Origin of the sequence: Actinospineispora spinosispora DSM 44797, assembly GCF_000429025.1 — a bacterium.
Taxonomy (GTDB): Bacteria; Actinomycetota; Actinomycetes; order Mycobacteriales; family Pseudonocardiaceae; genus Pseudonocardia; species Pseudonocardia spinosispora.
This window is the reverse complement of the sequence record NZ_KE386833.1, coordinates 1,068,206-1,094,561: the sequence shown is the minus strand read 5'-3', so window position 1 is coordinate 1,094,561 and position 26,356 is coordinate 1,068,206. Positions and strand designations below refer to the sequence as shown.

Below are 26,356 nucleotides of genomic sequence, written 5' to 3'. Positions count from 1 at the left end.
CCACATTCGTGCCAGCGGTGGAGCGGTTACAGGTCGAGTTCGACGGGGCCCTCGGGGGCGTGGATGCAGGTTCTGATCATCTCGTTGCGGGCCTGCCTCACCTCGCCGGTGCGCAGGTCGCGGACCGTGCCCTCGCGCAGGCGCGCGACACACGTGTGGCAGACGCCCATCCGGCAGCCGAACGGCATGTCGACGCCGGCCTCCTCGCCCGCCACCAGCATGGGGGTGCCCGGCGGGCAGTCCGCTTCGACGTTCCTGCGGGGGAAGCGGATCGTTCCGCCCTCACCGCCCGCGTTCTCCCCGCCCACGACCGGCTGGAACCGCTCGAGGTGAAGCCGCTCGGGATCGCCGTGCTCCTCCCAGTGCGTGGTCAGTGCGTCGAGCAGCTCACCGGGGCCCGAGGCGTAGGTGTCGCGGTCACGCCAGTCCGGGCACAGCCGCGCGATGTCCTCCGGCGTGACCCGGCCCTGTTCGGCCGACTCCCAGACATGCACGCTCAGCCCGTCCTCGGTCAAGGCGAGCTCGTCCAGGTCGCCACCGAAGATCACCTGGTCCCGGGTGCGGGCGGAGTGGATGTGCACGACGTCGTCCATGGCGTGCTCGGTGCGCAGGTGCCGCAGCATGCTCATGACCGGGGTGATGCCGCTGCCCGCCGTGAGGAACAGCACCGGCCCGGCCGGTCGCTCCGGCAGGGTGAACGTGCCCTCGACCTCGCCCAGCCGTACCACGGAGCCGACCCGCAGCGTACGCACGAGGTAGGGCGAGACGACGCCGCTGTCCACGAGTTTCGGGGTGATCGAGATGAGCCCGTCCGAGGCGTGCGGGTCCGAGGTCAACGAGTAGGCACGCCAGTGGTGCACCCCGTCGACGACCACCCCGAATCGGACGTACTGACCCGGGCGGTGGCCGACCCAGTCGAAACCGGGCCGCACATGGACGGTGACCGCGTCGTCCGCCTGCGGCTCGATGCGTTCCACCCGTCCGCGTAGCTCCCGGGTGGACCACAGCGGGTCGATGAGCTCGACGTAGTCGTCGGGCAGCAGCGGGGTGAACAACAGGCGCACACCGCTGAGCAGTCGTCTCCGCAGTGGCGAGACCTCAGGTCGCATACCCACTTCCGTCACGCCAACCACGGTCCCTTCGTCGGTCGATGCACTGGCCCAACCGGTGCATACCCACTTCGCCACGATTTGACAGATGGATCCGGGCGAGAGATGTTACCGGCGGTCACAGTTACCGTGAGTATCGAGTCAGGCCGAGCACGCACATCCCGAATTCGGCGAGAGGACGATGCGATGTCGACGCGACCCACCAGCCCACCACGCCCGCCCGGACCCGACCAGACGTCCGGATCTCCCCCGGCACGGTCCCTACCCGGTCCGTTCGCGCATCTGACGCCGGACCAGCTCGAGGAACTCGGCCGGGAGTTCGCGGCGATCCACGAAGAGGTCTACGCCGACCTCGGGGAGCGCGACCGCCGCTACATCACCGGGATCATTCGCATGCACCGGCAGCTGCTGGTCGTCAGCAGGGCGCTGCTCGTCGGTTCACGCAGCAAGCCGCTGTGGGTTCTCGGCACGTGCGGTCTCGGCGCGGCGAAGATCCTGGAGAACATGGAGATCGGCCACAACGTCCTGCACGGACAGTGGGACTGGATGAACGACCCGTACATCCACTCCTCGACCTGGGACTGGGACACCGCGTCGACGGCCGAGGCCTGGAAACACTCTCACAACTACATCCACCACACGTTCACGAACATCCGAGGCAAGGACAAGGACCTCGGGTACGAGATCATGCGGATCGACCCGCACCAGGAGTGGCGGCCCGGCTACCTGCTGCAGCCGTTCTACAACCTCCTGCTGATGGCGTTCTTCGAGTGGGGCGTCGCGGTGCACGACATGGACATCGAGGCGATCCGCGCCGGTGAGAAGCCGTGGAAGGACGTCTGGCACGACCTGAAGGGAATCTCGGGCAAGGCGCGCGACCAGATCGTCAAGGACTACCTCGGCTGGCCCGCCGTGTCGGCGGCCGCCGCGCTCGCGCTCGACCAGCTGCTGCATCGTCGTCCGGCACGACGGGGGTTGCGCGGCAGACGCCGGCCGGGGCTTCGCGCGCTTGTCGCCCAACGACTGTCCGCGATGCCGCGGTCCGCCCGCGACGGGTTCGTGTCGACGTTCTGGGCCAACGTCACCGCGAACATCATCCGCAACGTGTGGACGCACTCGATCATCTTCTGCGGGCACTTCCCGGACCAGACCTACACGTTCAGCGAGGAGGAGGTCGAGAACGAGACGTCCGGCGGTTGGTACGCGCGCCAGCTCGTCGGTGCCGCCAACATCACCGGGAGCTCGTTCTTCCACGTGATGAGCGGCAACCTCGGCTACCAGGTCGAGCACCACCTGTACCCGGACATGCCGAGCAGCCGGTACGCCGAGATCGCGCCCAGGGTCAAGGACATCTGCCGGCGCTACAGCCTGCCGTACAACACCGGGCCGCTGTCGGCCCAGCTCGGTTCCGTGCACCGCACGATCGCCCGGCTGGCGTTCCCCGGAGGTACCGTCCGACCCAAGCCCGGCCCGTACCGACCGGGACAGGAGCGGTCATGACCGTCGCATCCCGGCCGGAGTCGTACTCGCGGTGGCGATGGCCGTCGCGGCCGGGCTGAGTGGCTGCGGCACAAACACCTCGCCACCTCCCGCGCCCTCGGCGAGCGCACCGGTCCACGACGCGCACGACCAGACCGACATCGCGTTCGCCCAGAACGTGATCCTGCGGCTGGCACAGGAGAACGACATCGCCGCGCTGGCCGACGGCCGGCCCGGCGAGACTTCGCCGCACCGATAGCCGACCAGCAACGTGCCCGGATCGACACGGTCAGCGACCTGTTGCGCGAGTGGAACGCCGCCGTGCCCGACCCTCGGCAGAGCGACAGCCGGTTCGGCAGCACGCCCGGCGTGGCGTCACCGCGGCAGGTGGACGACCTCTCCGCCCCGGCGTTCGACGACCGGTTCGCCCAGGTCATGATCCGCCACCATCAGGGGACGATCGCGCCGGCGACCAACGAGCTGAGCGCGGGACAGAGCACACGGCTCAAGACCGTGGCGCGTGACGTGGTGAACGCCGAGCAGCACCAGATCACCGAGCTGCAGTCGATCCGAGCGCACTGACCCGGTCCGGGTCAGGCCGAGGGATCGGGTGGCGGCAGCACGCAGAACTCGTTTCCCTCCGGGTCGGCCAGCACGACCCACGGCATGTCCGATTCGTCCGCCAGGACCGTCGCTCCCAGCTCCACGAGCCGCGCGACCTCGTCGGCCTGGGACAGCTGCGCCGGCGCCAGGTCGAGGTGCACCCGGTTCTTGGTCCGCCCCGTCCCGTCGGTCGGCTGCAGGACCATGACCGGGCCGCCGTCCGGTTCACCCATGCCCAGCTCGACGTACTCCTTGCCGCGCGCGTCGGTCCACCGCCCGAGGACCGTCGAGGAGAACACCCCGCACCAGAACGCGGCCACCCGGTCGACGTCCTGACAGTCGAGCGCCACGGCCAGTACTCGGCTGCTCATGAGGGCTCCAGAGCATTGGTGATCTTGTCGACGGTGTCCGGCGGGGCCTGGTGCTCGGTGAGGACCTGCCTGAGCTTGCCGAGCCGCGCGTCCCCTGGCGGGTACGGCCGGCTCTGGACGATCAGGTCGGCCCACTCCGCCGCGTCGTCGACACCGTTGGCCCGCAACGTCGCCGCCATGTCCTGCTCCGAGGTGTCGCTGATCGACACTCTCGCGGCGGCGCCCGCCGGCCCGGGTGCCGCGCCCGGCGGCAGAGCCACTCCCGGCTGGTCCGAACCGCTTCGCGCCGTGCTTCCGCCGCACCCGGTGAGCAGGATGCCGAGTACCGCCGCCGAGGACACGACGGCGGCTCGTCGCATGTTCATCAGGGTCAACCTCCCTCTCCGGCTCTCCGGAGATCGAGTACCCACCACACGCGCGATCACGCGAGTCAACGACGATGGATTCCGGCGCCGCGCATCTGGGTAGCCCTCGGTATGCCTGAGCCACACGCGACCGGGGACGTCGCGGCGGGTCCCGACGACATCACCCGCCTCATCCTCGACCACCACGAACAGTTCCGCCGCGAGTTCGCGCTGCTGGACGAGCTGCAGGCGGCCGAGTCGGCACCGGCGGCGGACCTGGCCCGCGTCTGGGAGCCGCTCGCGGACCTGCTGGACGTCCATGCGATCGCCGAGGAGGAGATCTTCTACCCGCAGCTGCTGCGCAAGGGCGACGACGCGCGGGAGGAGACGCTGGACGCGATCGGCGACCACAACGACATCCGCGACGCCGTGCACGACGCCGCCCGGCAACCGACCGGCAGTGACGCCTGGTGGCAGGCGGTCGGCCGGGCCAGGGTGGCGAACGACGAGCACATGGCCGAGGAGGAACGCGAGGGCCTCGCGGACTTCAGGCGCAACGCCGCGTCCGGCCTGCGTGAGGCACTCGGCCGCCGGTTCCGTGAGTTCACCGCCCGGCACCAGGGCGCCCGGGACCTCGACACCTCGGACAAGGACCCCGAGCGCTACGTCGAGGGTGAGCTGCCCTCTCCCCCGACCGGCGACTCCTCATTGGGCATCGGAAGTCTGAAAGGACGTTGACCATGGATCATCTTCTCCGCGACATCGCCCCCATCCCGGCCAAGGCCTGGTCACAGATCGACGACGAGGCACGCGAACGGCTCGTCCCACTGCTCGCCGCCCGCAGGGTCGTGGACTGGTCGGGGCCCAGTGGCTGGGAGCACTCGGCGATCAACCTCGGCCGGACGCAGGACATGAAGGGCCCGCACGAGGAGGGACACGGCGACGGCGTCCGCACCCGCCTGCGTCAGGTCCGGCCCCTCGCAGAGGTGCGGGTGCCGTTCACGATCAGCCGTGACGAGATCGACGACGCCGAGCGTGGCGCATCGGACCCGGAGTTCGACGATCTCGACCGCGCGGCCCAGGACGCGGCGGAGCTGGAGAACCGCGCCGTGTTCCACGGCTGGCCGGCCGCCGGGATCGACGGCATCATCTCGGCCGCGCCCGAGACCCAGCCGAAGCTGGGCCCGGACACCGCCGACTATCCGAGCGTCGTCGCCCGCGCGGTCGAGCGGCTGCGGGTTTCGGGAGTCGAGGGTCCCTACGCGCTGGCCGTCGGACCCGAGTCGTACACCCGCATCATCGAGGTCACCGAGAGCTCCGGGTACCTGCTGCTGGATCACCTCACCAAGATTCTCGGCGGCAAGGTCGTGTGGACACCCGGTCTGGACGGTGCCGTCGTGCTGAGCCAGCGCGGGGACGACTTCACCCTCAACGTGGGGCAGGACCTGTCCGTCGGCTACAGCCACCACGACGGCCAGCAGGTGTATCTGTACCTGGAGGAGAGCTTCACGTTCCAGGTGGCGGAACCCGACGCCGCCGTCGCGCTGGTCGGTTGACCCCGTGCGGCGGCGGCACCGGGCTACCGGTTCACCGCCGCCGCAGCCTGCTCAGCAGCCTGCGCCACCAGCTCGTAGCGGGCTCCTGTCGATCCCGAGGGGTGAGCCTGCCCCTGGCGTCCGCCATCGCGGTGATCTGCGCGTCGTCGTGCTGTGGTGGAGTCATCGCGCGGAGCTGCTCACCGCTGGCCCGTGCGGACTCCGGTTCGCTGTCGTCACCGAGGGCCTCGATCAGTGCCGCGGTGCGTCGCTCCTCGTCGACCAAGCGGTCCACCTGGCCGCTCGCGCGTACCTGGGCATCCTGTGGTTGACCGCCCTCGTCGGCGGTGAGCCAGTGTCTGGGTCCGACCCGTGCCATCGATGTCATTCCTTCCGGTCGTTCGTGGTGATCCGCTCGGCGGTCACTCGGAGATGGCGTCGACCACCAGGCCGACCTCCGGGTCGTCGAGAGCGCGCGTCACATCGGCCAGCGCCACGATCCCGACCAGGACGTCACCGTCCATGACCGGTAGCCGCCGGACCTTGTTCACCGCCATGGCGCGGAGCAGATCGGCGACGTCGTCGTCCACGCCGATGGTGACCGTGTGCCGCTGAGCCAGCTCGCCCGTGTGGATCGCCCGGGGATCCTTGCCCGCCGCGATCACCTTCACCACCACGTCACGGTCGGTGATCATGCCCTGGAGACGGTTGTCCTCACCTCGGATCGGCAGCGACCCCACGCCGAGATCGGCCATGACCACGGCGGCGTCGTACGCGGACTCGGTGGCGCCGATACACCGGACGTCACCGACCATGATGTCTCTCGCTGTTGTCATCGAAGCCTCCTTCCGTCTGGTGCCCTCGCGAGGACTACCCGACCCGGGCATCGGGCAACCACGGTGATTCACCCGGCGTCCGGATGGGCAACCCGTGGACATGCCCAACCAGGTGTTCGTCATCGGGATAGCGCTGGCCGTGGCCGTCCTCGTCGGCCGTCGGCTGACCAACCGGCTGGGGATCCCGGAGGCGGCGGCATATGTGCTGGTCGGCATCGCCGCCGGCCTCGTCCCTGGGATTCCCGGTGTTCAGCTGCCGCCGGAGCTGGTGCTGCTGGTCTTCCTGCCGCCACTGATCTACTTCGCCGCGTTCTTCAGCGACCCCCGCGAGACCGTGGCCCACATCGTTCCGGTGATCGGGCAGTCGGTCGGGCTCGTCCTGGCCACGGCGGCCGCCGCGGCCGGCGCGGTGATGGCGGTGTTCCCCGATGTCGGTTGGGCCGCGGCGCTGGCATTCGGCGCCGCCATCGCACCGCCCGATCCGGTCGCGGCGACCACCGTGCTGCAGCGCCTTGGCGTGCCGCGCCGGCTCGTCACCGTGCTCGAAGGCGAAGGGCTGATCAACGATGGGGTGGCCCTGACGCTGTTCACCATCGCACTGTCGAACGTCGGCAAGTCACCGTCGGTTCTGGAACTCCTGCGGGTCGCGGCCGTCGAGGTGGTCGGTGGTGTCGTGTTCGGGCTGGTCATCGGGGTGGTCATCACCGCGGTCCGCAACCGGACGTCCGACAGGCTGAGCCAGGTCGTGGTGTCGCTCGCCACGCCTTACCTGGCATTCGTCCCGGCGCACCTCGTGCACGCCTCCGGCGTCCTGGCTACCGTCACCGCCGCGTTCTGGCTGGGCACCCGGGGCAGGGGCGTCGTGGAACCGGCCGCGCGCATGCAGACCGAGACGTTCTGGACGGTGCTGAACCTGTTGCTGGTGGCCGCGCTGTTCGTTCTGCTCGGCATGCAGGTGCCGGCCATCGTCGGCATCGTCAGTGGGTACTCGATCGGTGCACTGGTGATCGTCTCGGCCGCGGTGGTCGTCGCCGTGGTCGTCGTCCGGCTCGCCTGGGCGCTGCTGATACCACCGTTGATCGCGTTGCTCCCGGTCCGCGACGACGAGATCGTCATGAGCCGCTCCGAACGAATCGTGCTCGGCTGGTGTGGCCCGAGGGGCGCCGTGTCGCTCGCGGTGGGTCTGTCCATGCCGCTCACCATCGCCACCGGCGGCCCGTTCCCGCGACGCGACCTCTTGTTGTTCCTCACCATCCTGGTGGTGCTCGCCACGGTGGTCTTCCAGGTCATGTCGCTGCCCGCGCTGCTGACCCGGCTGAAGCTGCGGCCCGGCGAGCGCGAGCGGACCGAGGGGCTTCGTGCCCGGCGGGCGCTGGCCGACGCCGCCCTGCGCGACCTCGACGGCATGTCGTCCGAGGACGAGGAGCCGCCACCCGGGGCCGAGGCCTTGCGCCAGGTACTCGAGCTGCGCCGGGAGCGGCTGCTGCTGGAGACGGAGGGCACGAGTGAGGAGTCCGGCGACCGGGAGCGGCCCGACGAGCGGCACCTGCGGCTGCGGTTGCTCGACACCGAACGCAGGACCCTGCGCGAGCTGCACGAGCAGGGTCACATCGGTGCGCGCACCATGGTCGACATCAGCCAGGAGCTCGACCTGGACGAAACGCGGCTGCGCAGACCCGAGTAGGCCCGTTGGTCGGTTCGGGTCCACTGTGGTGACGTTTCGGCACTTCGGTGCGACTCTGTCCGCCATGACCAGCCGCACCGTGAGCCGTCCGGCCGAGGAGCGCGCGGTGGCCGGGCTGCTCGACGCGGTCGCCGAACGCCCGATGGCGCTGGTGGTGGAGGGTGAGCCGGGCATCGGCAAGACGACTCTGTGGCTGGCGGCGGTGGAGCAGGCCCGCGAACGTGGGTTCCACGTCCTGTCGGCCCGGCCGGCTGCGGCGGAGTCCCGGCTGGCGTACGCGTCGCTCGCGGATCTTCTCGCCGGCGTGGACGCCACCGTGCGGGCGGCGCTGCCGGGGCCACAGCTCTTGGCCGTCGACCGCGTGCTGCTGCGGGCCGATGCGACCGGGCTGCCGACGGACCAGCGCGCGATCGGGGCCGCACTGCTGTCCGTCGTCGCGAAGCTCGCCGACGGCGCACCGGTCCTGGTCGCGATCGACGACGTGCAGTGGCTCGACCAGTCCAGCGCGCACGCGATCGAGTTCGCGACGCGGCGGTTCACCTCGAGGATGGGGCTGCTCGCGTGCGTGCGGACCGGTCCCGAACACGCGGGCGCCTCGGCCTGGCCGCAGTTGCCGAGCCCCGAGGCCGTCGACCGGATCAGCATGCGACCGTTGAGCCTCGGTGCGCTGCACGCCGTGGTGACCGCCCGGCTCGGCCGGGCGCTGTCCCGGCCGGTGATGGTGCGAATCCGGGAGCTGTCCCGAGGAAACCCGTTCTTCGCACTGGAGCTGGCCAGGAGGATGCAGGCCGATCCGGGTCTCACCATGCCGCTGCCCGGCACCCTCACCGACCTGGTCGCGGCACGGATCGACGGCATCGACCAGGACGTGGGCGAGGCGTTGCTCGCGGCGGCATCGGTCGCGGAGCCCACGGTCGAGCTGGTGGCACGGGCCACGAACACCGGGACGAGCACCGCCGTCGGTCTGCTGGAGAACGCCGAGCGCAACGGGATCATCGGGCTCGACGGCCACCGAATCCGGTTCGCCCATCCGCTCCTGGCCGCCGGTGTGTACGGCGACGCCGCGCCCTGGCGGCGCAGGGCGATGCACCGCAGGCTCGCGGAGCTCGTCGACCAGCCCGAGCTGCGGGCCCGGCACCTGGCACTCGCCTCGGTGCACGGCGGTCGACGAACCCTGGAGTCCCTCGACGAGGCGGCCGCGATCGCCCGTGGGCGAGGAGCGCCCGCTGCCGCCGCGGAGCTGCTGGACCTCGCCGTCGGGCTCGGTGGCGCCACCCCGGAGCGTCGAATCCAGCTGGCACTGCACCACTTCGACGCCGGGGAGACCGAGCGGGCCCGCCGGGTCATCGAGCAGACGATCGACGACCTGCCACCCGGCGCGGTACGGGCCAGGGCGACGAGCGTCCTTGCCGTCGTACGGTTGCACGACGACAGCTTCGACGAAGCGGCCGGCCTGCTCGAATCCGCTCTGCGCGAGGTCGGGGACGATCTTCGGCTCCGCGTCGAGATCCTGATCCGGCTGGCCTACGCAGTGGTCAACACGGGCCGGCCGGCGGAGTCCGTGGACCGGGCCGAGGATGGGGTCCGCGCGGCCGAGGACCTGAACGAACCGCACCTGCTGGGCCAGGCGCTCGGTCTGCGAGTGACGCTGCGCTTCCTCAACGGAGACGGCTTCGACAGCCACGGCATGGAGCTCGCCATCGGCCTGCAGGATCGACGGGCCGCCACCCCGGTCGCCTTCCGCCCCGATGTGCAGCGCTCACTCCTGCTCGCCTGGACCGGTGACCTGGACGAGGCACACCGGGGAATGCTCGACATCCGGCGGCTGTGCCTCGAGCACGGCGAGGAAAGCGCCCTGATCTTCATCGACTTCCACAGCGTGCTGATCGAGAACTGGCGAGGCGACGTCGTCGGCGCCGAGCTCGTCGCGGAGGACGCGATGGAGCGCGCGATTCTGCTGGGCGGCGACGTGCCGCACGCCGTCGCGCTGACCCTGCGCGGGTGGCTCGCCGCCCATCTCGGCCGATGTGACCAGGCCAGGGAGGACGCCCGGGAGGCACTGACGATCTACCGCCGCTGCGGGTGGCACACCCTCGCCGTCTGGCCGATCGTCACACTCGGGTTCCTCGAGGTGTCGACGGGCCGGTACGACGCGGCGATGGAGGCGCTCGAACCGCTGCTGGCCGTCGTCCGGGAACGGCCGCATGCGACCGAGATCGTCGCCGCCGCGTTTCTTCCGGACGCGGTCGAGGCGTTGATCCACCTGGGCAGGCTCGACGAGGCCGACGAACTGACCGCGATCCTGGAGCACAACGGCCGCAGGCTCGACCGTGCCTGGGCGACCGCGACCGGTGGACGCTGCCGAGCCATGCTGCTCGCCGCGGGCGGCGACATCGACGCCGCGGCCGACTCCGCGCGCAGTGCCATGGCCGAACACGAACGGCTGCCGATGCCGTTCGAACGCGCCCGTACCCAGCTGCTGTGCGGGCAGCTGCAACGCCGGGGACGCCACCGGCAGGCGGCCGCCGAGACGTTGGCCGAGGCCGTCCGCATGTTCGACGACCTGGGCGCCACGCTGTGGGCCGCTCGTGCGCGAGGCGAGCTCTCCCGCGTCGACGTCCACCCGGGTGGCGGGCTCACCCTCACCGCCGCCGAGCGGCGGGTCGCGGAGCTCGCGGCGACCGGGATGACCAACCGCGAGGTCGCGGCGGCGTTGTTCATCAGCCCGAAAACGGTCGAGGCCAACATCGCCCGCGCCTACCGCAAGCTCAACATCCGGTCGCGCGCCGAACTGGGCCATCACATGGCGCATAGGGAAACACCCGATTCGCGGCAGCGGCGCTTTCCCTAGCGTCGCCGCATGACCACGCCGACCTCGGGCCTGCCGCACTATCTCGTGGAGTGGTACCGGCCCGAGCCGAACGGTGAACTGCTCGATCGAACCACCGCGTTCCTCGAGCACGCCATCCGGACGCTGTCGGCCGAAGGATGCCCGGTCCGGCTTCTGATGACCGTGGCGGTGCCGGCCGACGAGGTCATCTTCGGCGTGTTCGCGGCGGGGTCGGCCCAGGTGGTCGAGCAGGTGTGCCGGCGAGCCGGTGTGCCGTCCGGACGGCTCAGCACGGCCGAGACCAGGTGTCCGGAGCCTCGTGCGCCACCGCGCACGATCGGCGTTGCCCGCCCGCCGGCCCGACGACCGGGCCAGGCCGACCAGCGATCGCCGCTCTGACACCACCAGACGGCACGAGGGGGTGACGACACCACCCGAACGGCACCCGGGGGCCGACGTAGCGAAGGGACGACACCGTGCACGACGATCACGAGCCCCACCCACGCCAGGGCCCGCCACCCCGACAGGGGCCGGGCCGCCCACCCCCTGGGCGCCCGTACGCCATGGCGCCACAGCCCGGAGCACCGTACGGACCACCATCGGGCTCGAGGGGTCCCGGTGGAGGTTCCCGTACCGGGCTCGCCATAGCGCTGGGAGTGGCCGGTGTCGGTCTCGTCGTCGGGGCCACCTGGGTCGCACTCACCTCCCGCGATGCCGGGGACGACACCACGGTCGGGGTGGAGCCCGTCGCCGCCCAGGTTCAGCTCGAGTCGACCTCGGCGGCCGGCAACAGCCCGTTCATGACACCGGTCGGCCAGGACCAGCCCGGTGTCACGCCACCGGCGGGGACGTCCGGCCAGTTCGCCGGCGACACCCCGGGACTGTTCGCCGAGGACCCGGACCGGCCCAGCTGCGACGGGCAGGGGCTGACCGGCAACCTGCAGGCCGACCCACCGAAGGCGGCTGCCTGGGCGCAACCGTTGGGCATCTCGGCAGCCGACATCCCGGGCTTCGTGGCGACGCTGCACCCGGTCGTGCTGCGCTCGGACACCGCGGTCACCAGCTACGGCTACACGAACGGCAGCTTCAACGCCTATCCCGCGGTACTGCAGGCGGGCACGGCGGTGTTCGTGAACAGTTTCGGTGAGCCGACCGTGAAATGCTTCAGCGGGAACCCGTTGACGAAGGCGCTCGACTACTCCCGGGCCAGCTACGTCGGCCCGCGCTGGGGTTACTTCGCCCCGGCGTCGCTCACCTACGTGCTGCCCACCCCGGTCGTGATCAAGCGCTACACCTACGTCGACTGGCACGGTGGCTTCCACCAGCGGGCCAGCTGGTGCGCCGAGCACCCAGGATCCGACAAGTGCCGCCAGAACCCGCCGCCGAAGCCGCTGCCGAAGCCCCTTCCCGAGCCCGCGCCGAAGCCCGACCCGGTGTTGCAGCAGAAGGCTGCCGACGCGGCGGCGAAGGCGGCCGAGGCCGCCAAGATCGCCACGGACGCGCGGGCCAAGGCCGACGACGCGGCCACCGCGCAGCGGATCTTCGAGACCGAGGCACGCAACGACGCCCAGGCGGTCCAGGAGTCGGCGACCAAGACCACGGCCGCGAACGCTGCCCGAGCCCAGGCCGCAAACGCGCTGCTTCTCGCGCAGCAGGACGCGGCGGCCCATCCGGGTGCCGTGACCGCCGCCAAGCTGGCCGCCGCTCAGGCCGCGCTCGTGGCACGGACGGCCGAGAGCCAGGCTGCCGCCGCGGCGGCGGCTGACCTGCAGAAGAAGGCCGCGGCGAGCGCGGCCGCCGCACAGGAGAAGGCGAACCAAGCCAAGAACGCCGAGGCCGCCGCCCGCAGTGCGGAAGGGACGCAGAAGTTCGCGGACCAGGCGGCCAAGGACGCGGCCGACGCGGCTGCCGGGAAGGCCGCCGCCGAACAGGCAGACGGCAAGCCCCCGGCGCAGAAGGTGCCCGATCTCGGCAAGGCGAACACGCTCACCGCGGACCAGCAGCTGGTCGGTCCGCAGCCGACGCCCGGTTCCGTACCGACCCAGGTCGGTCAACCCACGCCGGGCACCGTGCCGACCAAGCTGTTGCAGCCCACCCCCGCGCCGTCCCCGGCGGCGTTACCCACCCCGGGGACGGTGCCCTCCCCGGTCGTGCAACCCACCCCGGGGTCGGTGCCGAGCAAGGTCGCCAAGCCGGAGATCGCGGGTGATCCGTGCGCATCGACACCTCGCGCGCCCGGATGCGCAAGCCAGCCGAAACCGGAGATCGGTTCGGGGGCGTCGGACCAGACAGCAGAGGACGGCGGGTCCGGCGAGAGCTCCGACACCGGCGACGGCGGGTCCGGGGAGGACCAGGGCGACGGGAGCTGAGAGTCGCTGCCCCCGGCGACACTCAGTGACGCTCCGCACGCCGTCGTGTTGCGTCGCACATGTCCGGACATGTGCGACGCAACATCCGGCCTCGGGCTTCCGCCGACGTTGAGCGTGTGGGCTATCCGCCTCGGACCCGCACGAAAGGCTGTCGCCTCGGAACTGGGCCGCCGCCTCAGACGATGGTGACGGCCGGTCCGGCCACCACCGTGGCACCCGCCATCGCGAAGTTGGCCAGATCCGCCCGCGCCGCCTGTCCCTCCGGGCTGTCCGCGCCGTACGCCGCCTCGGACTCGTACTCGAGTACCGCCACGAGGTAGTACGGCGGATTCGCGCCGTCGGGGCCCGGTCCCGGCCGCGTCACCGTGTAGCGCCGCAGCCCCGGGATCGTGGCGGCGAGCGGCGCGTGCACCTCGTCGTAGTACTTGTCGAACCTCGCCGGGTCTTCGGGGTGGTTGTAGAGCACGGTGACCTGGAACACGAGGAGACCTCCGCTGCCGGACCCGCGCCACCCGCGGGCTGTCGTCCATTTCTAGTGGATCGGGCCCGTCGGCCGCGGCACGAAATCCCGTGATGTGGGCGACTCGGGTCGCCGCGTCGTGGATCGACAACAGGCGCCGGCGCGGTAACAGGCGTAAAGGGACATGAATCGGGTATGGAGTGATTCCGGCATCGCGCGATATTCACCCGCGTGAGCAGCCGACTGACGATCAAGCCTATCGAGGATGCGATCAGATGACCGGACCCCCTTCTGCCGCCAATTCCATGAACACGACTGACCCACCCACCCCGGACACCACAGCCGCAATCACAGAGCTCACCGAAAGCCTGCGCGAACTATTGGCGGCGACGCTCCGACACACCTTCGGGATCGCGCTGGACAAGGTCGAAGAACTCGCATCGACTTTCGACAGGTTCGCCGCGAACGGCGGGATCACGATCACTGCGTTGCTCGGCGGCGCCTCGGCGCACCTCGAAGGACGCAACCGGTTCTGGGGAGCGGCGACCCGCGTGCTCTCGTCACTGGGGCCGGGCGCCAAGGCCGCCCTGGTACTGGTACTCGTTCTGACACTCGTCCTGCTACCGGTCACCGTTCTGCTCGTACTGCTGGCTCTCATCGTGTGCGTCGTGCTGATCTCGCTCCGGCGGACCGATTCGTGATCTTTCCGCATTCTCCCGCATGGCATTGTCGATCTGGCCCATTTGCCGGGACGCGATGGGCCGAACGGCGCAATAATTGTCGATTGAACGTCGACGAGGTGTGCGTGACGCGCCTCACGGGTACAGCTCGAATAGCGCCCCCGAGAAACCGCGAATGGGCCTCGCGGTAATTCGGCGCGCGGCGCCACCGGGGCCGAAGACTGATACAGGAGACATAATGAAATGTGGAGCGCGAGTAGCCATCGGCGTGGCCGGCGGCTACTTTCTCGGTCGAACCAAGAAAATGAAGCTCGCGTTGATGATCGGCGGTATGGCGGCGGGCCGCCGTGCCGGCGGGCCCGGTGAGCTCCTCGGCCAGGGGACGAAACTGCTCAGGCAGTCCCCCGAGCTGTCCGCTCTCACCGACCAGGTGCGAGGACGCCTGCTCGACGCGGGTAAGGGCGCCGTGCTGGCGGTGGCCGCGCGCCAGGTCGAGTCGCTCACCGACCGGGTCGGCAAACGTGTCGAGTCGCTGGGCAACGTCGGTTCCGGGCCGGGCGCGAAGGAGCCGAACGCCGACGAGCCGGACGACGCCGTCGACGAGGTACCGGACGACGAGGCGGTCGAGGCCGACGACGAGCAGGAACCACCGCCCCGCCGCGCGACCCGCCGACGTGCGACGTCGACATCCGCCGGAGCCGGCACGAAGAGCAGCCGGTCCGACGGCAGCTCCTCCCCCGCGCCCCGGCGGCGTTCCGCGGCCAGCACGTCCGGTAAGTCGACGCGGACCACGACACGCAAGAGCACCTCGGCATCGGGGTCCACCGCCAAGACCCGCCGACCCGCGCGCGCACGTCGGAGCGGCAGTGATGACTGAGGCGACCAAGAAGGCGACCAGCGTCACCGAGGCGATGCCCACCGACGCGCTCAAGGACGCCGGTCAGAAGCTGCTGACCCTGCTCGTCCAGCGTGCGGCACAGTCCGCGACCGAACGGGTCACCGGGCTCACCGACCGGCTCGACGACGTCACCACGAACGGCGGCTCGGGTATCGGCTCGGTGTTCGGCGGCGGCCGTGAGGACGACAGCGACGACCAGGGCGACGAGGGAAGCGGCCTGGGAGCGACGCTCAAGTCAGGCGTCAGCAGCCTCAAGGACAAGATCAAGAACGCTTTCGGCGGCGGCAAGGGTGGTACGGGCAAGAAGCTCAAGGTCACCAACATCGTCGAGAGCATCGACGTCGGCCTGCCGCTGCGCACGACGTACGACCTGTGGACCCAGTTCGCCGACTTCCCCAGCTTCATGAAGAAGGTGGAGAGCGTCGAGCAGTCCTCCGACGAGAAGACCAACTGGAAGGCGCAGGTGTTCCTGTCCCACCGCACGTGGGAGGCCACCATCGCCGAACAGGTGCCCGACTCGCACATCGTGTGGCGGTCGAAGGGAGCGAAGGGACACGTCGACGGCGCGGTCAGCTTCACCGAACTGGGTCCGAACCTGACCCATGTGCTGCTGGTCCTCGAGTACTGGCCGCAGGGCCTGTTCGAACGGACCGGCAACATCTGGCGCGCCCAGGGCAGACGTGCCCGGTTGGAGTTCAAGCACTTCCGCCGCTACGCGATGACGAACGTGCTCCTGCACCAGGAGGAGGTCACCGGGTGGCGCGGCGAGATCCGCGACAGCCAGGTCGTCAGGACACACGAGGAAGCGCTCGAGGACGAGGAGCAGGCCCCTAGCGACGACGTCCAGACCGACGAACCCGTGGCTGACCAGGACACCGACACCGACACCGACACCGACACCGACGAACCCTACGACGACGAGGACGAATGGGACGACGACTACGACGAGGCGGACGACGCGGATGACGAGGCCGACTACGAGTACGACGACGAGGAGATCGACGATCCGGTCGACGAGCGTCCTTCGGACCACGACGACGAACGTGAACCCGCCGCGGCGGCGTCCCGAGGGAGGCGATGACCGGTGACGATGGCGACGCAACGACAGGGCGGCGGAGGCGGCGGCTACGTCGAACGTGCCCCCGGCGGGGGCGGTAGCGGACTGGCCGATGTCGTGGAGCTCATTCTCGACAAGGGCCTGGTCATCGACGTGTTCGTGCGGGTGTCCCTGGTGGGGATCGAGATCCTGACCATCGACGCGCGGATCGTGGTGGCCAGCGTGGACACCTTCCTGCGGTTCGCCGAGGCGACCAACCGGCTGGACCTCTACGACAAGGGCAAGGGCGGCAAGGACCTGGGCGAACTCACCCAGAGCATCACCGAGGGCGGCGCCAAGGGGAAGACCACCGGTGTGCTGGAGGCGGCGGCGGACAAGGTCGGCGACATGCTCGGCGGCGGTGACGACGAGCCGGAGGAAGAGCCGGAACGCCGGCCCCGCAGACGCCCCCGGCAGCGAGCCCGGGAGCGTGAGGAATGACCCCCACCTACGTCTACGGGCTGGTGGCGGCCGACACGGTGGTCCCTGAGGGACTCAGCGGCCTCGGTCCGTCCGAGCGGGTCTCGACGGTCACCCACGGGCAGGTCGCCGCGATCGTCAGCGACGTCCCGATCGACCGGCCGCTGGGTACCCGCGACGACCTGATCGCCCACGAGACGGTCGTCGACGCGGTCGCCAGGTCGGCCGCCGTGCTGCCGATGAGATTCCCCGCCGTCGTCGAGGACCACGGAATCGTCGAGGAGCTGCTCGCCCCGAACCATGACCACTTCCTCCAGGTGCTGACGGCCCTCGAAGGACGGGTGCAGTTCACCCTCAAGGGCCGCTACGAGCAGGACACCGTGCTGCGCGAGCTCCTCCGGGACAACACCGAGATCCGTGAGTTGCGGGATCAGGTCGGCGAGCTACCGGAGGACGCCTCCTACTACGACCGCGTCCGGCTCGGCGAGCTCATCGTCGCCGAGCTGGAGCGACGCCGCGACGACGAGGCGGCCGGGATTCTGGACCGTCTCGAGCCGACCGTCGTCGACCTGGCCGCCCGTCATCCGGCGACGCCGGAGGACGTCATCAATGTGGCGTTCCTGGTCGAGCGGGCGCATCAGCAACGGTTCGAGGACTCCGTCGAAGACCTGGGCCGGGACCTCGACGGACGGGTGCGATTCAGGCTTCTCGGGCCGCTCGCGCCCTACGACTTCGTACCGGAGGCCTGAGGCGATGGGGCTGCTGAGCGGTCTGCTGGGGCTGCCACTCGCGCCCGTGCGGGGTGTCGTGTGGCTCGCCGAGCAGATCCGGGACCAGGCCGAGGAGCAGTACTACGACCCGGCCAGGATCCGGGCCGAGCTGGAGCTGGTCGACCAGGCGCGCCGAGACGGCGAGCTGCCGGAGGAGGACTGCGCGGCACTCGAGAACGAGCTGCTGCAGCGGTTGATGGTCCGCCGGAGCTAGTGGTGGATGACGGAAGACCACGCCGGTCGACGTCCAACGGCGCGGTCCGCTCGGCGGCCACCGCGGCTCGCAGAGCGTTGCGGGAGTTCGCCGCGCTCACCGGGCACGACGACGGATCCATCGTCTCCATCGAACGCGGCGACGACGGCTGGGAGATCGGCGTCGAGGTGGTCGAGACCCATCGGATACCCGACTCGGCCGACATCCTGGCCATCTACCAGGTCCAGCTCGACACGAGCGGCGAACTGCACGCGTACCGCCGGACCCGACGGTACGCCCGAGGCCAGACAGACAGGGGGACGTGAATGACCAGGAGCGGACTACCGACCACCGGGCGGCCACGTCAGCCGGATCATCGGCAGGAGTCGACCAACCTGGCGGACATCCTCGAACGGGTCCTGGACAAGGGCATCGTGATCGCGGGCGACATCAAGGTGAACCTGCTCGACATCGAGCTCCTGACGATCAAGATCCGGCTGTTGATCGCCTCGGTCGACAAGGCGAGGGAGATCGGCATCGACTGGTGGGAGCACGACCCCAGCCTGAGCTCAGGGCAGTCACCCAGCCCGGAGCAACGACGACTGACCGACGAGAACGCACAGCTGAGGCGCCGTGTGGAAGCACTCGAACAGAACGGGAGTAGCGATGGCTGACACGTTGGTCTACGTCTACGCCATCGGCGACATCGAGCTGAGCGACTCGTCGGATGGGCTGCTCGGGATGGGCGGCGCGCCGGTGCGCTACGTCGTCGACGGCGGTCTCGCCGCCGCGGTCAGCACGGTCGACGCCGCGGGATTCGACGAGGAGGCGCTCCGGAGCGGCTTCGAGGATCTGCGCTGGCTGGAGGACACGGCCCGCACCCACCACACGGTTGTCGACGCGCTCGCCGGCGGGCATCCGGTGGCGCCGCTGCGGCTCGCCACCGTGTACTTCGACGACGCGGGTGTCACCACACTGCTGACCGAACGGGAAGCGCACCTGAGGTCGGTGCTGGACCGGATCCGGGGCCGTGACGAATGGGGGGTCAAAGCCTTCGCCGTGGCCCCGCCGGAGGCACCGGCGGCGCCGCCGGAACCCGGCGCCTCCGGCCCGGGCACGTCGTACCTGCTGCGCAGGCGCGCGGAGCGCGACCGGGTGCGACAGGAGCGGGCGGCGACCCTGGAGTCGGCCGATCGGGTCTGCGCGGCGCTCGCCGAGCTGGCCGTCGCATGCCGTCGCTACCCACCGCAGGACGCACGCCTGACCGGCTACCGCGACGAGATGGTGCTCAACGCGACCTACCTCGTCGACACGGCCGAGGCCGACGCGTACACCAGCGCGGTCGCGGGCTGGGACGACCACGGCCTCCGGTTGGAGCTGACCGGGCCGTGGGCGCCGTACTCGTTCGCGACGCTGGAGCAGCCATGACGACCGCGCGGACCGGTGGTGACATCGCGCTCGTCGACCTGCTCGACCGGTTGCTGGCCGGTGGAGTGGTGATCACCGGTGACCTCACGATCTCCCTGGCCGACGTCGATCTCGTCCACATCGAGTTGCGCGCGCTCATCACTTCGGTGGGCAAGCTGGTGCAACCATGAGCGACCTGCGCACCCGCATCGAGGCCGATCCGGACACGGTGGCCCACGAGCTCGGGCGGCTTGTCCTGACCATCGTGGAGCTGCTGCGCCAGCTCATGGAACGCCAGGCGCTGCGCAGGGTCGACGCCGGGGACCTCTCGGACGAGACGGTCGAGCGGCTTGGCGTCGGGCTGATGCGGCTGGAGGAGGCGATGGACGAGCTCCGCGAGCACTTCGGGCTCCGGCCCGAAGACCTGAACCTCGATCTCGGACCGCTCGGCCACCTGCTCGACACGCACTGACACCCACCCAGCTCGCGCCACGCTCGCGCACGACTTCGCAGAGCTTCCCGTCGCGTCGCACACGCTGCAGCGTCTGCGACGCGACCGGACACTCTGCGAGGTGCCCCTGGTCGGATCGGCGGGGCGGTGTGCGAGGCCGAGCTCGGCACGCCGGTAGCGGTGCCGGGTTTTAGACTTTATCTTCGATTAAACGGATGCTCGCAAGGCGAACCGACGATCGAGGAGCCACGTGTCACTGACCAGTCCCTCCGCTGATCCGCTCGTGCGCTCACCGGCCGACGGTGTCGAGCCGGCCTGGTTCGACCGCTTCTACACCAACCTGCACCTCGGCTCCGAAGGGCCGCTGGTGCTGATAGGCGCCGGGGTGTACCCGGCGGAGAGGCTGGTCGACGGTTACGCCGTCGCGGTCACGAAGTCCGAGCAGATCAACGCCCGCTTCTCCGGCACGGTGACCGGGGCGCGTCTGCCGAGCGAGGTCGGGCCACTGTCCTGGGAAACCGTCGAGCCGCTGCGCCAGTGGCGGGTCCGGCTCGCGGACAACCCCTCCGGCATCGCCTGCGACCTGCTGTGGACCGCCCGGACCCCGGTCTGGGGGTGTGACCTGGTGACCCTCGACGACGGACACGGCGCGGTCTCCTCGTTCGACCACGCATTCCAGTCCGGGTACCACCGGGGCTGGGTCGAGATCGACGGCTCGCGCATGGTGGTCGAGGGCTGGACGGGCCAGCGTGACCGTTCGCGGGGGCGCCGCCCGGCGACCGCTCGCCAGGGCCTGCACCTGTGGGTCCAGGCCCAGTTCACGCACGAGTCCATCGCGTTCATGCTCGACCTCGACCGCGCCGGACAGGCCACGCTGCTCGACGGCGCGGTCCTGGGCACCGATGGCACGCTGGACCGGATCGTCGCGGTCGACCACGACCTGACCTTCGACGAGCACCTCGAGGCCGGGCCGGGACGCCTCGGCCTTCGGACCTCCGGCGGTAGGCACCTGATGCTGGCGGTCGATCCCACGGTCAACCGCGGTGGTTTCCTCGCGGGCGCCGGATACGGCGGTTTCCACGGACGCCCACATGGCCCGGCACACCTCGAGCACGACAGATGGGACCTGTCGGACCCCGACAAGGTCCCGCGCGCACTGTCCTACCCACTCGCGGACCGGCTCTCGGCGTTCACCCGCGTCGAGCCCGGCAACGACGAGGCGGGCGCCGGGGTCTTCGAGTTCGCCCACACCCGCAGCCCCGCGTACCGCTACCGGCCCGGGCGGGCGGCCCGATGAGCGCCCCGGACCCGGCGGCACTCGCACGGTGGCTGGAGGTGAGCGATGTCGAGGTCCTGGGTGGTCCCACCTCCGGTGGGCATTCCGGCGAGACCGTGTTCCTGCGGGCCGACGGCGTCGCGCTGGTGCTGCGCCGTGCCGCCGCGCGACAGGGCATGTTCGCCCACGACGACCTCGGGCTCCAGGTCCGCTGCCTGCGGCACATCCACGCCCACGGCCTGCCCGCGCCCGAGGTCGTCGCGGTGGACCTGGACGGGCGGTGGCTGGGCCGACCGGCGTACGTCATGCGCAGGATGTCCGGCCAGGTGCCCGGTGATGGCCGGCCACGTTTCACGCAGGCCGGTTTCCTGCACGACGCCACCCCCGCCCAGCAGCGAACCTACGGCGAGCACCTCGTCGACTGCATCGCCGACCTGCACCGGCTGCCGCCGCTGGCCGGGTTACCGATCGGACCGTCCACGCTGGACCACCTCCGGTGGTGCGCCGACCAACGCTCCGGCCTGCCCAGGTCCGCCGGCCGTGAGCTCCTAGATGACGCGGAGCGCCGGCTCCGCGCGACACTGCCTCCCGACACGGAGCCGGTCCTGCTGTGGGGTGATGCGAGACCGGCGAACACGGTCGTCGACGACTCGTTCCACGTCGCCGCGATGCTCGACTGGGAGCTGGCGGCGACGGGCGCGCCGGAGTTCGACATCGCGTGGCTCAACGAGATGAACCGCATGCGCGCCGCCGGCAGCCTCGACCCGGTCCTGCCGGGACTGCCGACCCAGAGCGAGGTGTGGCGCCGCTGGACCGCCCGCACCGGGCGGACGCCGAGCGTCCCCGGCTGGTACCGGCTCTACTCGGCGTACCGCATCACGCTGCTGATGGGACTGCACCTGGCCGAGCGCGTCCGCCGGGGAGCGCTCGCGCCCGATGATCCACTGCACTCGGCGAACAGGGCGACGCGACGGCTCGCGGCGCTCCTGCACACCGAGGACTCAGAAGCGGATGACCCCACAGATGTTCTTCCCGGCGATCATGTCGGCGTAGGCCTCGTTGATCTGGTCGAGTGAGTACTCCGCCGTGATCAGCTCCTCGACCTGGACCAGCCCGGCCCGGTACATGCTGAGCAACATCGGGGCGAGGTCGAACGGGCTCGCCCCGCCGTAGCAGGTGCCCGCGATGCTCTTCTGGAACAGCGTCATCTCCCAGGCGTTCAGCTCGACGCTCTTCTGGTGGATCGGCGCGACACCGACCCAGGTGGCCTTGCCGCCGGGACGCAGCACCTCGACGGTGGCGGACTGCACCGAACCCAGGCCGATGCAGTCGAACGAGTAGTCCACGCCGTCCCCGACAATGCCGAGGACCTGCTCCACCAGGTCCCCGTCGGCCACGTTGATGAAGTGCGTCGCGCCGAAGTTCCTGGCCGCGTCCGCCTTGTCCACGACGTCGGCGGCGATGATGCGGGTGGCGCCGGCCGAACGCAGGCCCTGCACGGCGCTCATCCCGACGCCACCGAGCCCGACGACCAGCGCGTCGGCGCCGGCCGGGACCTGCGCGGTCCGGTTGACCGCGCCCCAGCCGGTGGGCAGACGGCACCCGATCAGCGGCAGCTTCTCCAGCGGCAGGTCCTGGTCGACGACGATGCAGCCGTCCTCGGGCACCACGACGTACTCGGAGAAAGCACCCAGGAACGCGAACTGTTTGATCGGCTCGCCGTCCGAGGTGTGCACCCGGGACGATCCGTCGTCACGGGAGCCGTCGAGCAGCTTGGCGCCGCGCTCGCAGATCTGCCCCTGACCGCGCACGCAGTTCTTGCAGTGCCCGCAGGCCGGCATCCAGGACAGCACGATCCGGTCCCCCGGCTTGACCCTGGTGACCTTGTCGCCCACCTCCTCGACGACGCCGACACCTTCGTGGCCGGTCACCATGGGGAACTCGACCGGGTAGTCGCCGGTGTTGCAGTGCCAGTCCGAGTGGCAGACCCCGCAGGCCAGGATCCGCACGCCGACCTCGTCACCACGCGGGTCGTCCCATTCCACGGTCTCGATCGTGAAGGGCGCGTCCTGCGCGCGAAGGAGTGCTGCTCGTGCCTGGGTGGTCATGGTCCGGCTCCTGACTTCCGCTCATCGTTGGGCGGCCTGGATCGACGATGGTCCGCGGGAAAAAGCTACCGGCGTCCACCGGTCGTGGGGGGTGCAAGATTTGCACCGCGCCCGGCGCCGGCCGGCCACACCCCGCTCGACTTCGCGGAGCCTCGTCCCGTCTGCACCGCCTCGCAGAGCCTCGTGTTGTGTCGCAGATGCTGCGGCGTCTGCGACACGACATGAAGCTCTGCGAAGTCGGGCTAGACGGTGTTGGTGTCGTGCTCGGTGATGCGCAGCGCCCGCATGCGGTTGAAGATCGTGCGGCGGCTGACCCCCAGGTACTCGGCGGCGCGGGCCCGGTGACCGTCGGTGTGCACCAACGCCTCGACGATCGCGTCCCGTTCGATCTGCTCCATCCGGCTCAGACCGGCGCGCACGACGCGGTAGCGCGGCGGCAGGTCGGCGGGCGTGACGTCACCGAGGTGCCGGCCGCGGGCGGCCTTGCGCAGGACCTGGGTCAGCTCGACGAGGTTGCCGTTCCACTCCTGTCCGACCAGCATGTTCATCGCGGTCGGGGTCACCCGCAGGCCGCCGTGGCCCTGAGCGGCGAGAATCTCCACCACCAGTCGCGGGATGTCCCCCCGTCGACGCCGCAGGGCGACCGTCGTCACCTGCTCGTCGCACAGCGACGTCAACAGTTCCTGCGTCGCCGAGAGATCCGCTCCGGCTCGGCAGGTCATCACGAGCCGACGCACCGGACTGTCCTTCAGCCGCTCGAGGACCCGCACCGCGACGAACTCCGGCAGCAGGTGGACGTTCTCGAGCAGCACGCCGACCGAGGAGTCGTCGAGTGCCGTCCGCAGACGCGCCAGCCATTCGCCCGGCGGTTCGACGAGTGCCTCACCCGCGTCACAGGTCCGCACCGGACCACGCCCGAGGATCTGCCGGGCCCGCGCCGTCCTGCCGGACCCTGGATCACCCGACACCAGCACCGTCCCGTCGAGCGTGCGGTCCCGCCGCCCCGGCGCCCACGGGTCGTCACCCGCGAGCTCCACGCGGAACAGGCTTCCGCCACCGGGGAAGAGTCTCGCGTGGACCCGCACCTCGGCACCGTGGACCAGGGTCATGGTGAACCGGGTCTCCGGCTCGCTCATGCGTAGCCGGACGTCTTCGAGCACGGCGTAGTCCGAGGGCGACAGCATGTCCTGCGCCGCGCGGCTGGTGAGCGTCACCTCGTCGTTGAGGGCGACGACCGGTTCGCGGGTGCGCGCCGATGCGGCCCGGTACTCCGACAGCAGCTGCATCGAGCTGAGACCGGCCTCCTCCGCGAGGCGTTGCTCGATCTGCCGGACGGCCCCGATGATGTACGGCGGGAACAGATGGTGCTGGTCGGAGACATGCCCACAGATGTCCAGCACGCCGTGGACACGCCCGGTGACCATGTTGCGGATGGGAGCTCCGTAACAGCAGAAGAGTTTCAGGCTCTCGTTGAAATGTTCGTCCCCGACGACACCGACCGCGGTGCCGAGCTCGTTGGCGGTGCCGAGCGCATTGGTTCCGACGAGGTCCTCCGCGTACACGGTGCCCGGGGCGGCGCTGATGTCGTCGAGCTGCAGCTCGACGGCGGAAAGCCCGACCCTGCGGTCCACGATCCGGGTGCTCTCGTCGGTGAGCAGGAGGCCGAACCGTTCGCCCGCGAGCTCGTCGGCGAGCTGGTCGAGCACGGGACTCGCGGCACGCACGAGCCTGCTCTCCCGGTCGACCTCGACCCGGGGCAGCGAACCGATCCCCGCGCTCGGGTCGACACCGCTCAGCCGCGACCGACGCCAGGACTGCTCGATGATGGTTCTGCCCGAGTGCCCGCCCATCGCGGCGACCTCCTCCACGAGGATCGCTCATGACATCTGTCGCTCGACGATACTGGCAACACGCAGGACCCGCCGTCCGCGTGAGCCGCTAGGCCCGCGACGAACCGTTGCGGTCACGGGTCGAGCGCCACAGGCCGGTCAGCTGTTCCAGCGCCGGCAGCAGCTGGTCCGGCTCGCGCAGGAACGGCAGCCGGATGTGATGCGGGAAACCGGAGACCGCCGAGAACACCGGCCCGGCGACGATGGTGATGCCGTGCCGCTTGCTGTGCTGCGCGAACCTGGCCGCGTCCGTTCCGGGTAGCTCGACCCACAGACCGGCCCCGCCTTCGGGCTCCTGCCAGGTCCATTCCGGAGCGAGCTCGGCCAACGCCTCGGTCGCCGTGCGCAGCCCTCGGCGCAGTGCGTGCCGGCGCAGCTCGCGCGCCTCGGGCAACAGGGTCAGGCACTCCTGGGCGACGACCTGGCTGACCAGCGCGCCGCCGAGGTCGTCGGCCGCCTTCGCCCTGGCGAGTGCCTCCAGCAGCGCCGGACTGCGCGCGCGGATCCAGCCGACGCGCAGACCGCCCCAGAACAGTTTAGAGATCGACCCGATCGCGATCCAGTCGCTTCCGGTCAGGTGCGCACCGACCGAGCGCGGCACCCGCTCGGCGAAGACCAGGTCGGCCGGCGAGCCGTCCTCGACCAGCAGCGTTCCGGTCTCGTCGAACAGCCGGGCCAGCCGCGTGGCCTTCTCCTCCGAGATGACGTATCCGGTGGGGTTGTGTGCCAGCGGCAACAGGTACACCAGCCGGGGCCGCAGCCTGCGGACCAGACGCTCCATGGCCTCGACGTCGGGGCCGTCGCGTTCGAGGGGAACCGGGACGATCCGGGCGTTGCGGGCGCGCAAGACCTCCAGCGAACCTCGGTAGGTCGGGTCCTCGACCAGGACGTAGTCGTCCCGGGCCACCAGTGTGTCGGCGAGGAGCTTCATCGCCTGCTGTGAACCGTTGGTGACGAGCAGCTCGTCCGGGGAGGTCGGGATGCCGCGTTCGTCGTAGTACCGGCCCAGCCCCGCCCGGAGCCCGGCAAGCCCGCGCAGGTCATACCCGTCACCTGCCACGAGCTGCGCGAACGCCGGCGCGGCCAGCGCGCGCCGGGCGGCCCCGACCACCAGATCGAGTCCGCCCGGCGCGCCGCTGGACAGGTCGACGGGCTCGTCCCGCCTGGAGGCGAACGTGCTGAACAGCCCGGACGAGGCGGTGCCCCGCCGCAGCTGGGAGGTCACGACCGACCCGCTGCCCCGGCGGCTGCTGACCCGGCCGCCCTCCTGCAGCATCCGGTACGCCTCGGTGACGGTTCCTCGGCTGACCAGCAGCGCGGCAGCCAGTCCACGTTCCGCGGGCAGCCGGTCACCGGTCGCCAGGTCGCCCTCGTCGATGAGCGTCGCCAGCGCGTCGTGCAGGCGCTGCGGCAGCGGTCCGTCGGCGGACTCCCAGCCTCCGAGCAGCCGTACGAGCCGGGCGTCCGGGTGGTCGCTCATCGCCGGCTTCCCTACGTAGGAGTGGAGTTTGGGCCAATAGTGGCGGATTGGCTCTTGAGGGTGTCCGC

The 26,356-nt window shown here is 70.5% G+C and carries 31 protein-coding genes; 22 read left to right on the top strand and 9 right to left on the bottom strand.

From position 1 onward, the window contains the following. Nucleotides 1-26 precede the first annotated feature (26 nt). On the bottom strand, nt 27-1,124 hold the full coding sequence (locus tag G406_RS0128925) for a ferredoxin reductase (RefSeq protein WP_028936478.1): 1,098 nt from the start codon (nt 1,122-1,124) through the stop codon (nt 27-29). 171 nt (nt 1,125-1,295) lie between these two features. Here G406_RS0128925 and G406_RS50590 point away from each other — a divergent pair, with 171 nt between their 5' ends. From G406_RS50590 to G406_RS56180, 3 genes are read left to right on the top strand one after another with little or no spacing between them, the layout of a single operon-like run. Next, complete coding sequence (locus G406_RS50590; RefSeq protein ID WP_051342802.1) at nt 1,296-2,609, top strand: fatty acid desaturase family protein; 1,314 nt, start codon at nt 1,296-1,298, stop codon at nt 2,607-2,609. 31 nt (nt 2,610-2,640) lie between these two features. Then, on the top strand, nt 2,641-2,847 hold the full coding sequence (locus G406_RS59080) for a hypothetical protein (RefSeq protein WP_028936477.1): 207 nt from the start codon (nt 2,641-2,643) through the stop codon (nt 2,845-2,847). After that, the gene (locus G406_RS56180; RefSeq protein WP_245607256.1) at nt 2,844-3,170 is read left to right on the top strand and encodes a DUF305 domain-containing protein; all 327 of its coding nucleotides are present in this window, start codon (nt 2,844-2,846) and stop codon (nt 3,168-3,170) included. The genes G406_RS59080 and G406_RS56180 overlap by 4 nt, the downstream gene beginning before the upstream one ends. An 11-nt stretch (nt 3,171-3,181) precedes the next feature. Here the strand turns inward: G406_RS56180 and G406_RS0128905 are convergent, their stop codons facing one another. Next, nucleotides 3,182-3,562, bottom strand: coding sequence for a VOC family protein (locus G406_RS0128905; protein WP_028936475.1), 381 nt, complete (start codon nt 3,560-3,562; stop codon nt 3,182-3,184). Continuing rightward, a complete protein-coding gene (locus tag G406_RS50585) occupies nt 3,559-3,927 on the bottom strand; it encodes a hypothetical protein (protein WP_051342801.1) in 369 nt (122 codons plus the stop codon). Before G406_RS50585 ends, G406_RS0128905 begins: the two co-directional genes overlap by 4 nt. 111 nt (nt 3,928-4,038) lie before the next feature. On the opposite strand from G406_RS50585, the gene G406_RS0128895 reads away from it, so the two are divergent. Beyond that, complete coding sequence (locus tag G406_RS0128895; protein ID WP_051342800.1) at nt 4,039-4,644, top strand: hemerythrin domain-containing protein; 606 nt, start codon at nt 4,039-4,041, stop codon at nt 4,642-4,644. Nucleotides 4,645-4,646: 2 nt separating this feature from the next. Next, entirely contained in the window at nt 4,647-5,462 is an 816-nt protein-coding gene (locus tag G406_RS0128890) for a family 1 encapsulin nanocompartment shell protein (RefSeq protein ID WP_028936473.1), read from the top strand. A gap of 31 nt (nt 5,463-5,493) precedes the next feature. Here the strand turns inward: G406_RS0128890 and G406_RS0128885 are convergent, their stop codons facing one another. Both G406_RS0128885 and G406_RS0128880 read right to left on the bottom strand, forming a co-directional pair. Then, nucleotides 5,494-5,820, bottom strand: coding sequence for a hypothetical protein (locus G406_RS0128885; protein WP_156935205.1), 327 nt, complete (start codon nt 5,818-5,820; stop codon nt 5,494-5,496). A gap of 43 nt (nt 5,821-5,863) precedes the next feature. Next, a complete protein-coding gene (locus G406_RS0128880; RefSeq protein ID WP_028936471.1) occupies nt 5,864-6,277 on the bottom strand; it encodes a CBS domain-containing protein in 414 nt (137 codons plus the stop codon). 100 nt (nt 6,278-6,377) lie between these two features. On the opposite strand from G406_RS0128880, the gene G406_RS0128875 reads away from it, so the two are divergent. The 4 genes from G406_RS0128875 to G406_RS54660 all read left to right on the top strand — a co-directional run bounded on the left by G406_RS0128875 (nt 6,378) and on the right by G406_RS54660 (nt 13,160). Then, nucleotides 6,378-7,961 carry a Na+/H+ antiporter gene (locus G406_RS0128875; protein WP_028936470.1) on the top strand — a complete coding sequence of 528 codons (1,584 nt, stop codon included), beginning with the start codon at nt 6,378-6,380 and terminating at the stop codon, nt 7,959-7,961. 64 nt (nt 7,962-8,025) lie between these two features. Then, entirely contained in the window at nt 8,026-10,812 is a 2,787-nt protein-coding gene (locus G406_RS0128870; RefSeq protein WP_028936469.1) for an AAA family ATPase, read from the top strand. 9 nt (nt 10,813-10,821) lie between these two features. Beyond that, nucleotides 10,822-11,190: a hypothetical protein gene (locus G406_RS50580; protein ID WP_064743061.1), complete on the top strand. Its 369-nt coding sequence runs from the start codon at nt 10,822-10,824 to the stop codon at nt 11,188-11,190. Nucleotides 11,191-11,447: 257 nt separating this feature from the next. Further along, nucleotides 11,448-13,160, top strand: a complete 1,713-nt coding sequence (locus G406_RS54660) for a DUF6777 domain-containing protein (RefSeq protein ID WP_028936468.1) — start codon at nt 11,448-11,450, stop codon at nt 13,158-13,160. Between the two features lie 175 nt (nt 13,161-13,335). On the opposite strand, the gene G406_RS0128855 is transcribed toward G406_RS54660, so the two are convergent. Continuing rightward, on the bottom strand, nt 13,336-13,641 hold the full coding sequence (locus G406_RS0128855; RefSeq protein ID WP_028936467.1) for an EthD family reductase: 306 nt from the start codon (nt 13,639-13,641) through the stop codon (nt 13,336-13,338). A gap of 284 nt (nt 13,642-13,925) precedes the next feature. On the opposite strand from G406_RS0128855, the gene G406_RS54655 reads away from it, so the two are divergent. The 13 genes from G406_RS54655 (at nt 13,926) to G406_RS0128790 (ending at nt 21,887) form a co-directional block, all read left to right on the top strand. Next, nucleotides 13,926-14,321 carry a hypothetical protein gene (locus G406_RS54655; RefSeq protein ID WP_051342798.1) on the top strand — a complete coding sequence of 132 codons (396 nt, stop codon included), beginning with the start codon at nt 13,926-13,928 and terminating at the stop codon, nt 14,319-14,321. A 283-nt stretch (nt 14,322-14,604) separates the two neighbouring features. Continuing rightward, nucleotides 14,605-15,177 carry a hypothetical protein gene (locus tag G406_RS54650; protein ID WP_051342797.1) on the top strand — a complete coding sequence of 191 codons (573 nt, stop codon included), beginning with the start codon at nt 14,605-14,607 and terminating at the stop codon, nt 15,175-15,177. Then, nucleotides 15,170-16,279 carry an SRPBCC family protein gene (locus tag G406_RS50560; RefSeq protein WP_064743058.1) on the top strand — a complete coding sequence of 370 codons (1,110 nt, stop codon included), beginning with the start codon at nt 15,170-15,172 and terminating at the stop codon, nt 16,277-16,279. Before G406_RS54650 ends, G406_RS50560 begins: the two co-directional genes overlap by 8 nt. 9 nt (nt 16,280-16,288) lie before the next feature. After that, nucleotides 16,289-16,735 (top strand): gas vesicle protein GvpJ, encoded by a 447-nt coding sequence (gvpJ, locus tag G406_RS0128835; RefSeq protein WP_156935221.1) that lies wholly within the window; start codon nt 16,289-16,291, stop codon nt 16,733-16,735. Then, the gene (locus G406_RS0128830; RefSeq protein WP_028936465.1) at nt 16,732-17,463 is read left to right on the top strand and encodes a GvpL/GvpF family gas vesicle protein; all 732 of its coding nucleotides are present in this window, start codon (nt 16,732-16,734) and stop codon (nt 17,461-17,463) included. Before gvpJ ends, G406_RS0128830 begins: the two co-directional genes overlap by 4 nt. A gap of 4 nt (nt 17,464-17,467) precedes the next feature. Beyond that, complete coding sequence (locus G406_RS0128825; RefSeq protein WP_028936464.1) at nt 17,468-17,698, top strand: gas vesicle protein GvpG; 231 nt, start codon at nt 17,468-17,470, stop codon at nt 17,696-17,698. A gap of 2 nt (nt 17,699-17,700) precedes the next feature. Then, the gene (gvpO, locus tag G406_RS50555) at nt 17,701-18,003 is read left to right on the top strand and encodes a gas vesicle protein GvpO (protein WP_051342859.1); all 303 of its coding nucleotides are present in this window, start codon (nt 17,701-17,703) and stop codon (nt 18,001-18,003) included. Next, nucleotides 18,004-18,351, top strand: coding sequence for a gas vesicle protein (locus tag G406_RS0128815; RefSeq protein ID WP_028936463.1), 348 nt, complete (start codon nt 18,004-18,006; stop codon nt 18,349-18,351). Continuing rightward, complete coding sequence (locus G406_RS0128810) at nt 18,344-19,105, top strand: GvpL/GvpF family gas vesicle protein (RefSeq protein ID WP_028936462.1); 762 nt, start codon at nt 18,344-18,346, stop codon at nt 19,103-19,105. Before G406_RS0128815 ends, G406_RS0128810 begins: the two co-directional genes overlap by 8 nt. Further along, the gene (locus G406_RS0128805; RefSeq protein WP_028936461.1) at nt 19,102-19,275 is read left to right on the top strand and encodes a gas vesicle protein; all 174 of its coding nucleotides are present in this window, start codon (nt 19,102-19,104) and stop codon (nt 19,273-19,275) included. Before G406_RS0128810 ends, G406_RS0128805 begins: the two co-directional genes overlap by 4 nt. Beyond that, entirely contained in the window at nt 19,272-19,556 is a 285-nt protein-coding gene (locus G406_RS0128800) for a gas vesicle protein K (protein ID WP_028936460.1), read from the top strand. The genes G406_RS0128805 and G406_RS0128800 overlap by 4 nt, the downstream gene beginning before the upstream one ends. A 229-nt stretch (nt 19,557-19,785) precedes the next feature. Beyond that, a complete protein-coding gene (locus G406_RS57940; RefSeq protein ID WP_169736804.1) occupies nt 19,786-20,832 on the top strand; it encodes an Rv3169 family protein in 1,047 nt (348 codons plus the stop codon). Further along, complete coding sequence (locus G406_RS0128790; RefSeq protein WP_028936458.1) at nt 20,829-21,887, top strand: phosphotransferase family protein; 1,059 nt, start codon at nt 20,829-20,831, stop codon at nt 21,885-21,887. Before G406_RS57940 ends, G406_RS0128790 begins: the two co-directional genes overlap by 4 nt. Here the strand turns inward: G406_RS0128790 and G406_RS0128785 are convergent. From G406_RS0128785 to G406_RS50550, 3 genes are all read right to left on the bottom strand, one after another. Beyond that, complete coding sequence (locus G406_RS0128785; RefSeq protein ID WP_028936457.1) at nt 21,813-22,919, bottom strand: alcohol dehydrogenase catalytic domain-containing protein; 1,107 nt, start codon at nt 22,917-22,919, stop codon at nt 21,813-21,815. The genes G406_RS0128790 and G406_RS0128785 overlap by 75 nt on opposite strands. A 242-nt stretch (nt 22,920-23,161) precedes the next feature. Continuing rightward, the gene (locus G406_RS0128780; protein WP_028936456.1) at nt 23,162-24,787 is read right to left on the bottom strand and encodes a sigma-54-dependent Fis family transcriptional regulator; all 1,626 of its coding nucleotides are present in this window, start codon (nt 24,785-24,787) and stop codon (nt 23,162-23,164) included. Between the two features lie 70 nt (nt 24,788-24,857). Beyond that, on the bottom strand, nt 24,858-26,288 hold the full coding sequence (locus G406_RS50550; protein ID WP_037078592.1) for an aminotransferase-like domain-containing protein: 1,431 nt from the start codon (nt 26,286-26,288) through the stop codon (nt 24,858-24,860). Nucleotides 26,289-26,356 lie beyond the last annotated feature (68 nt).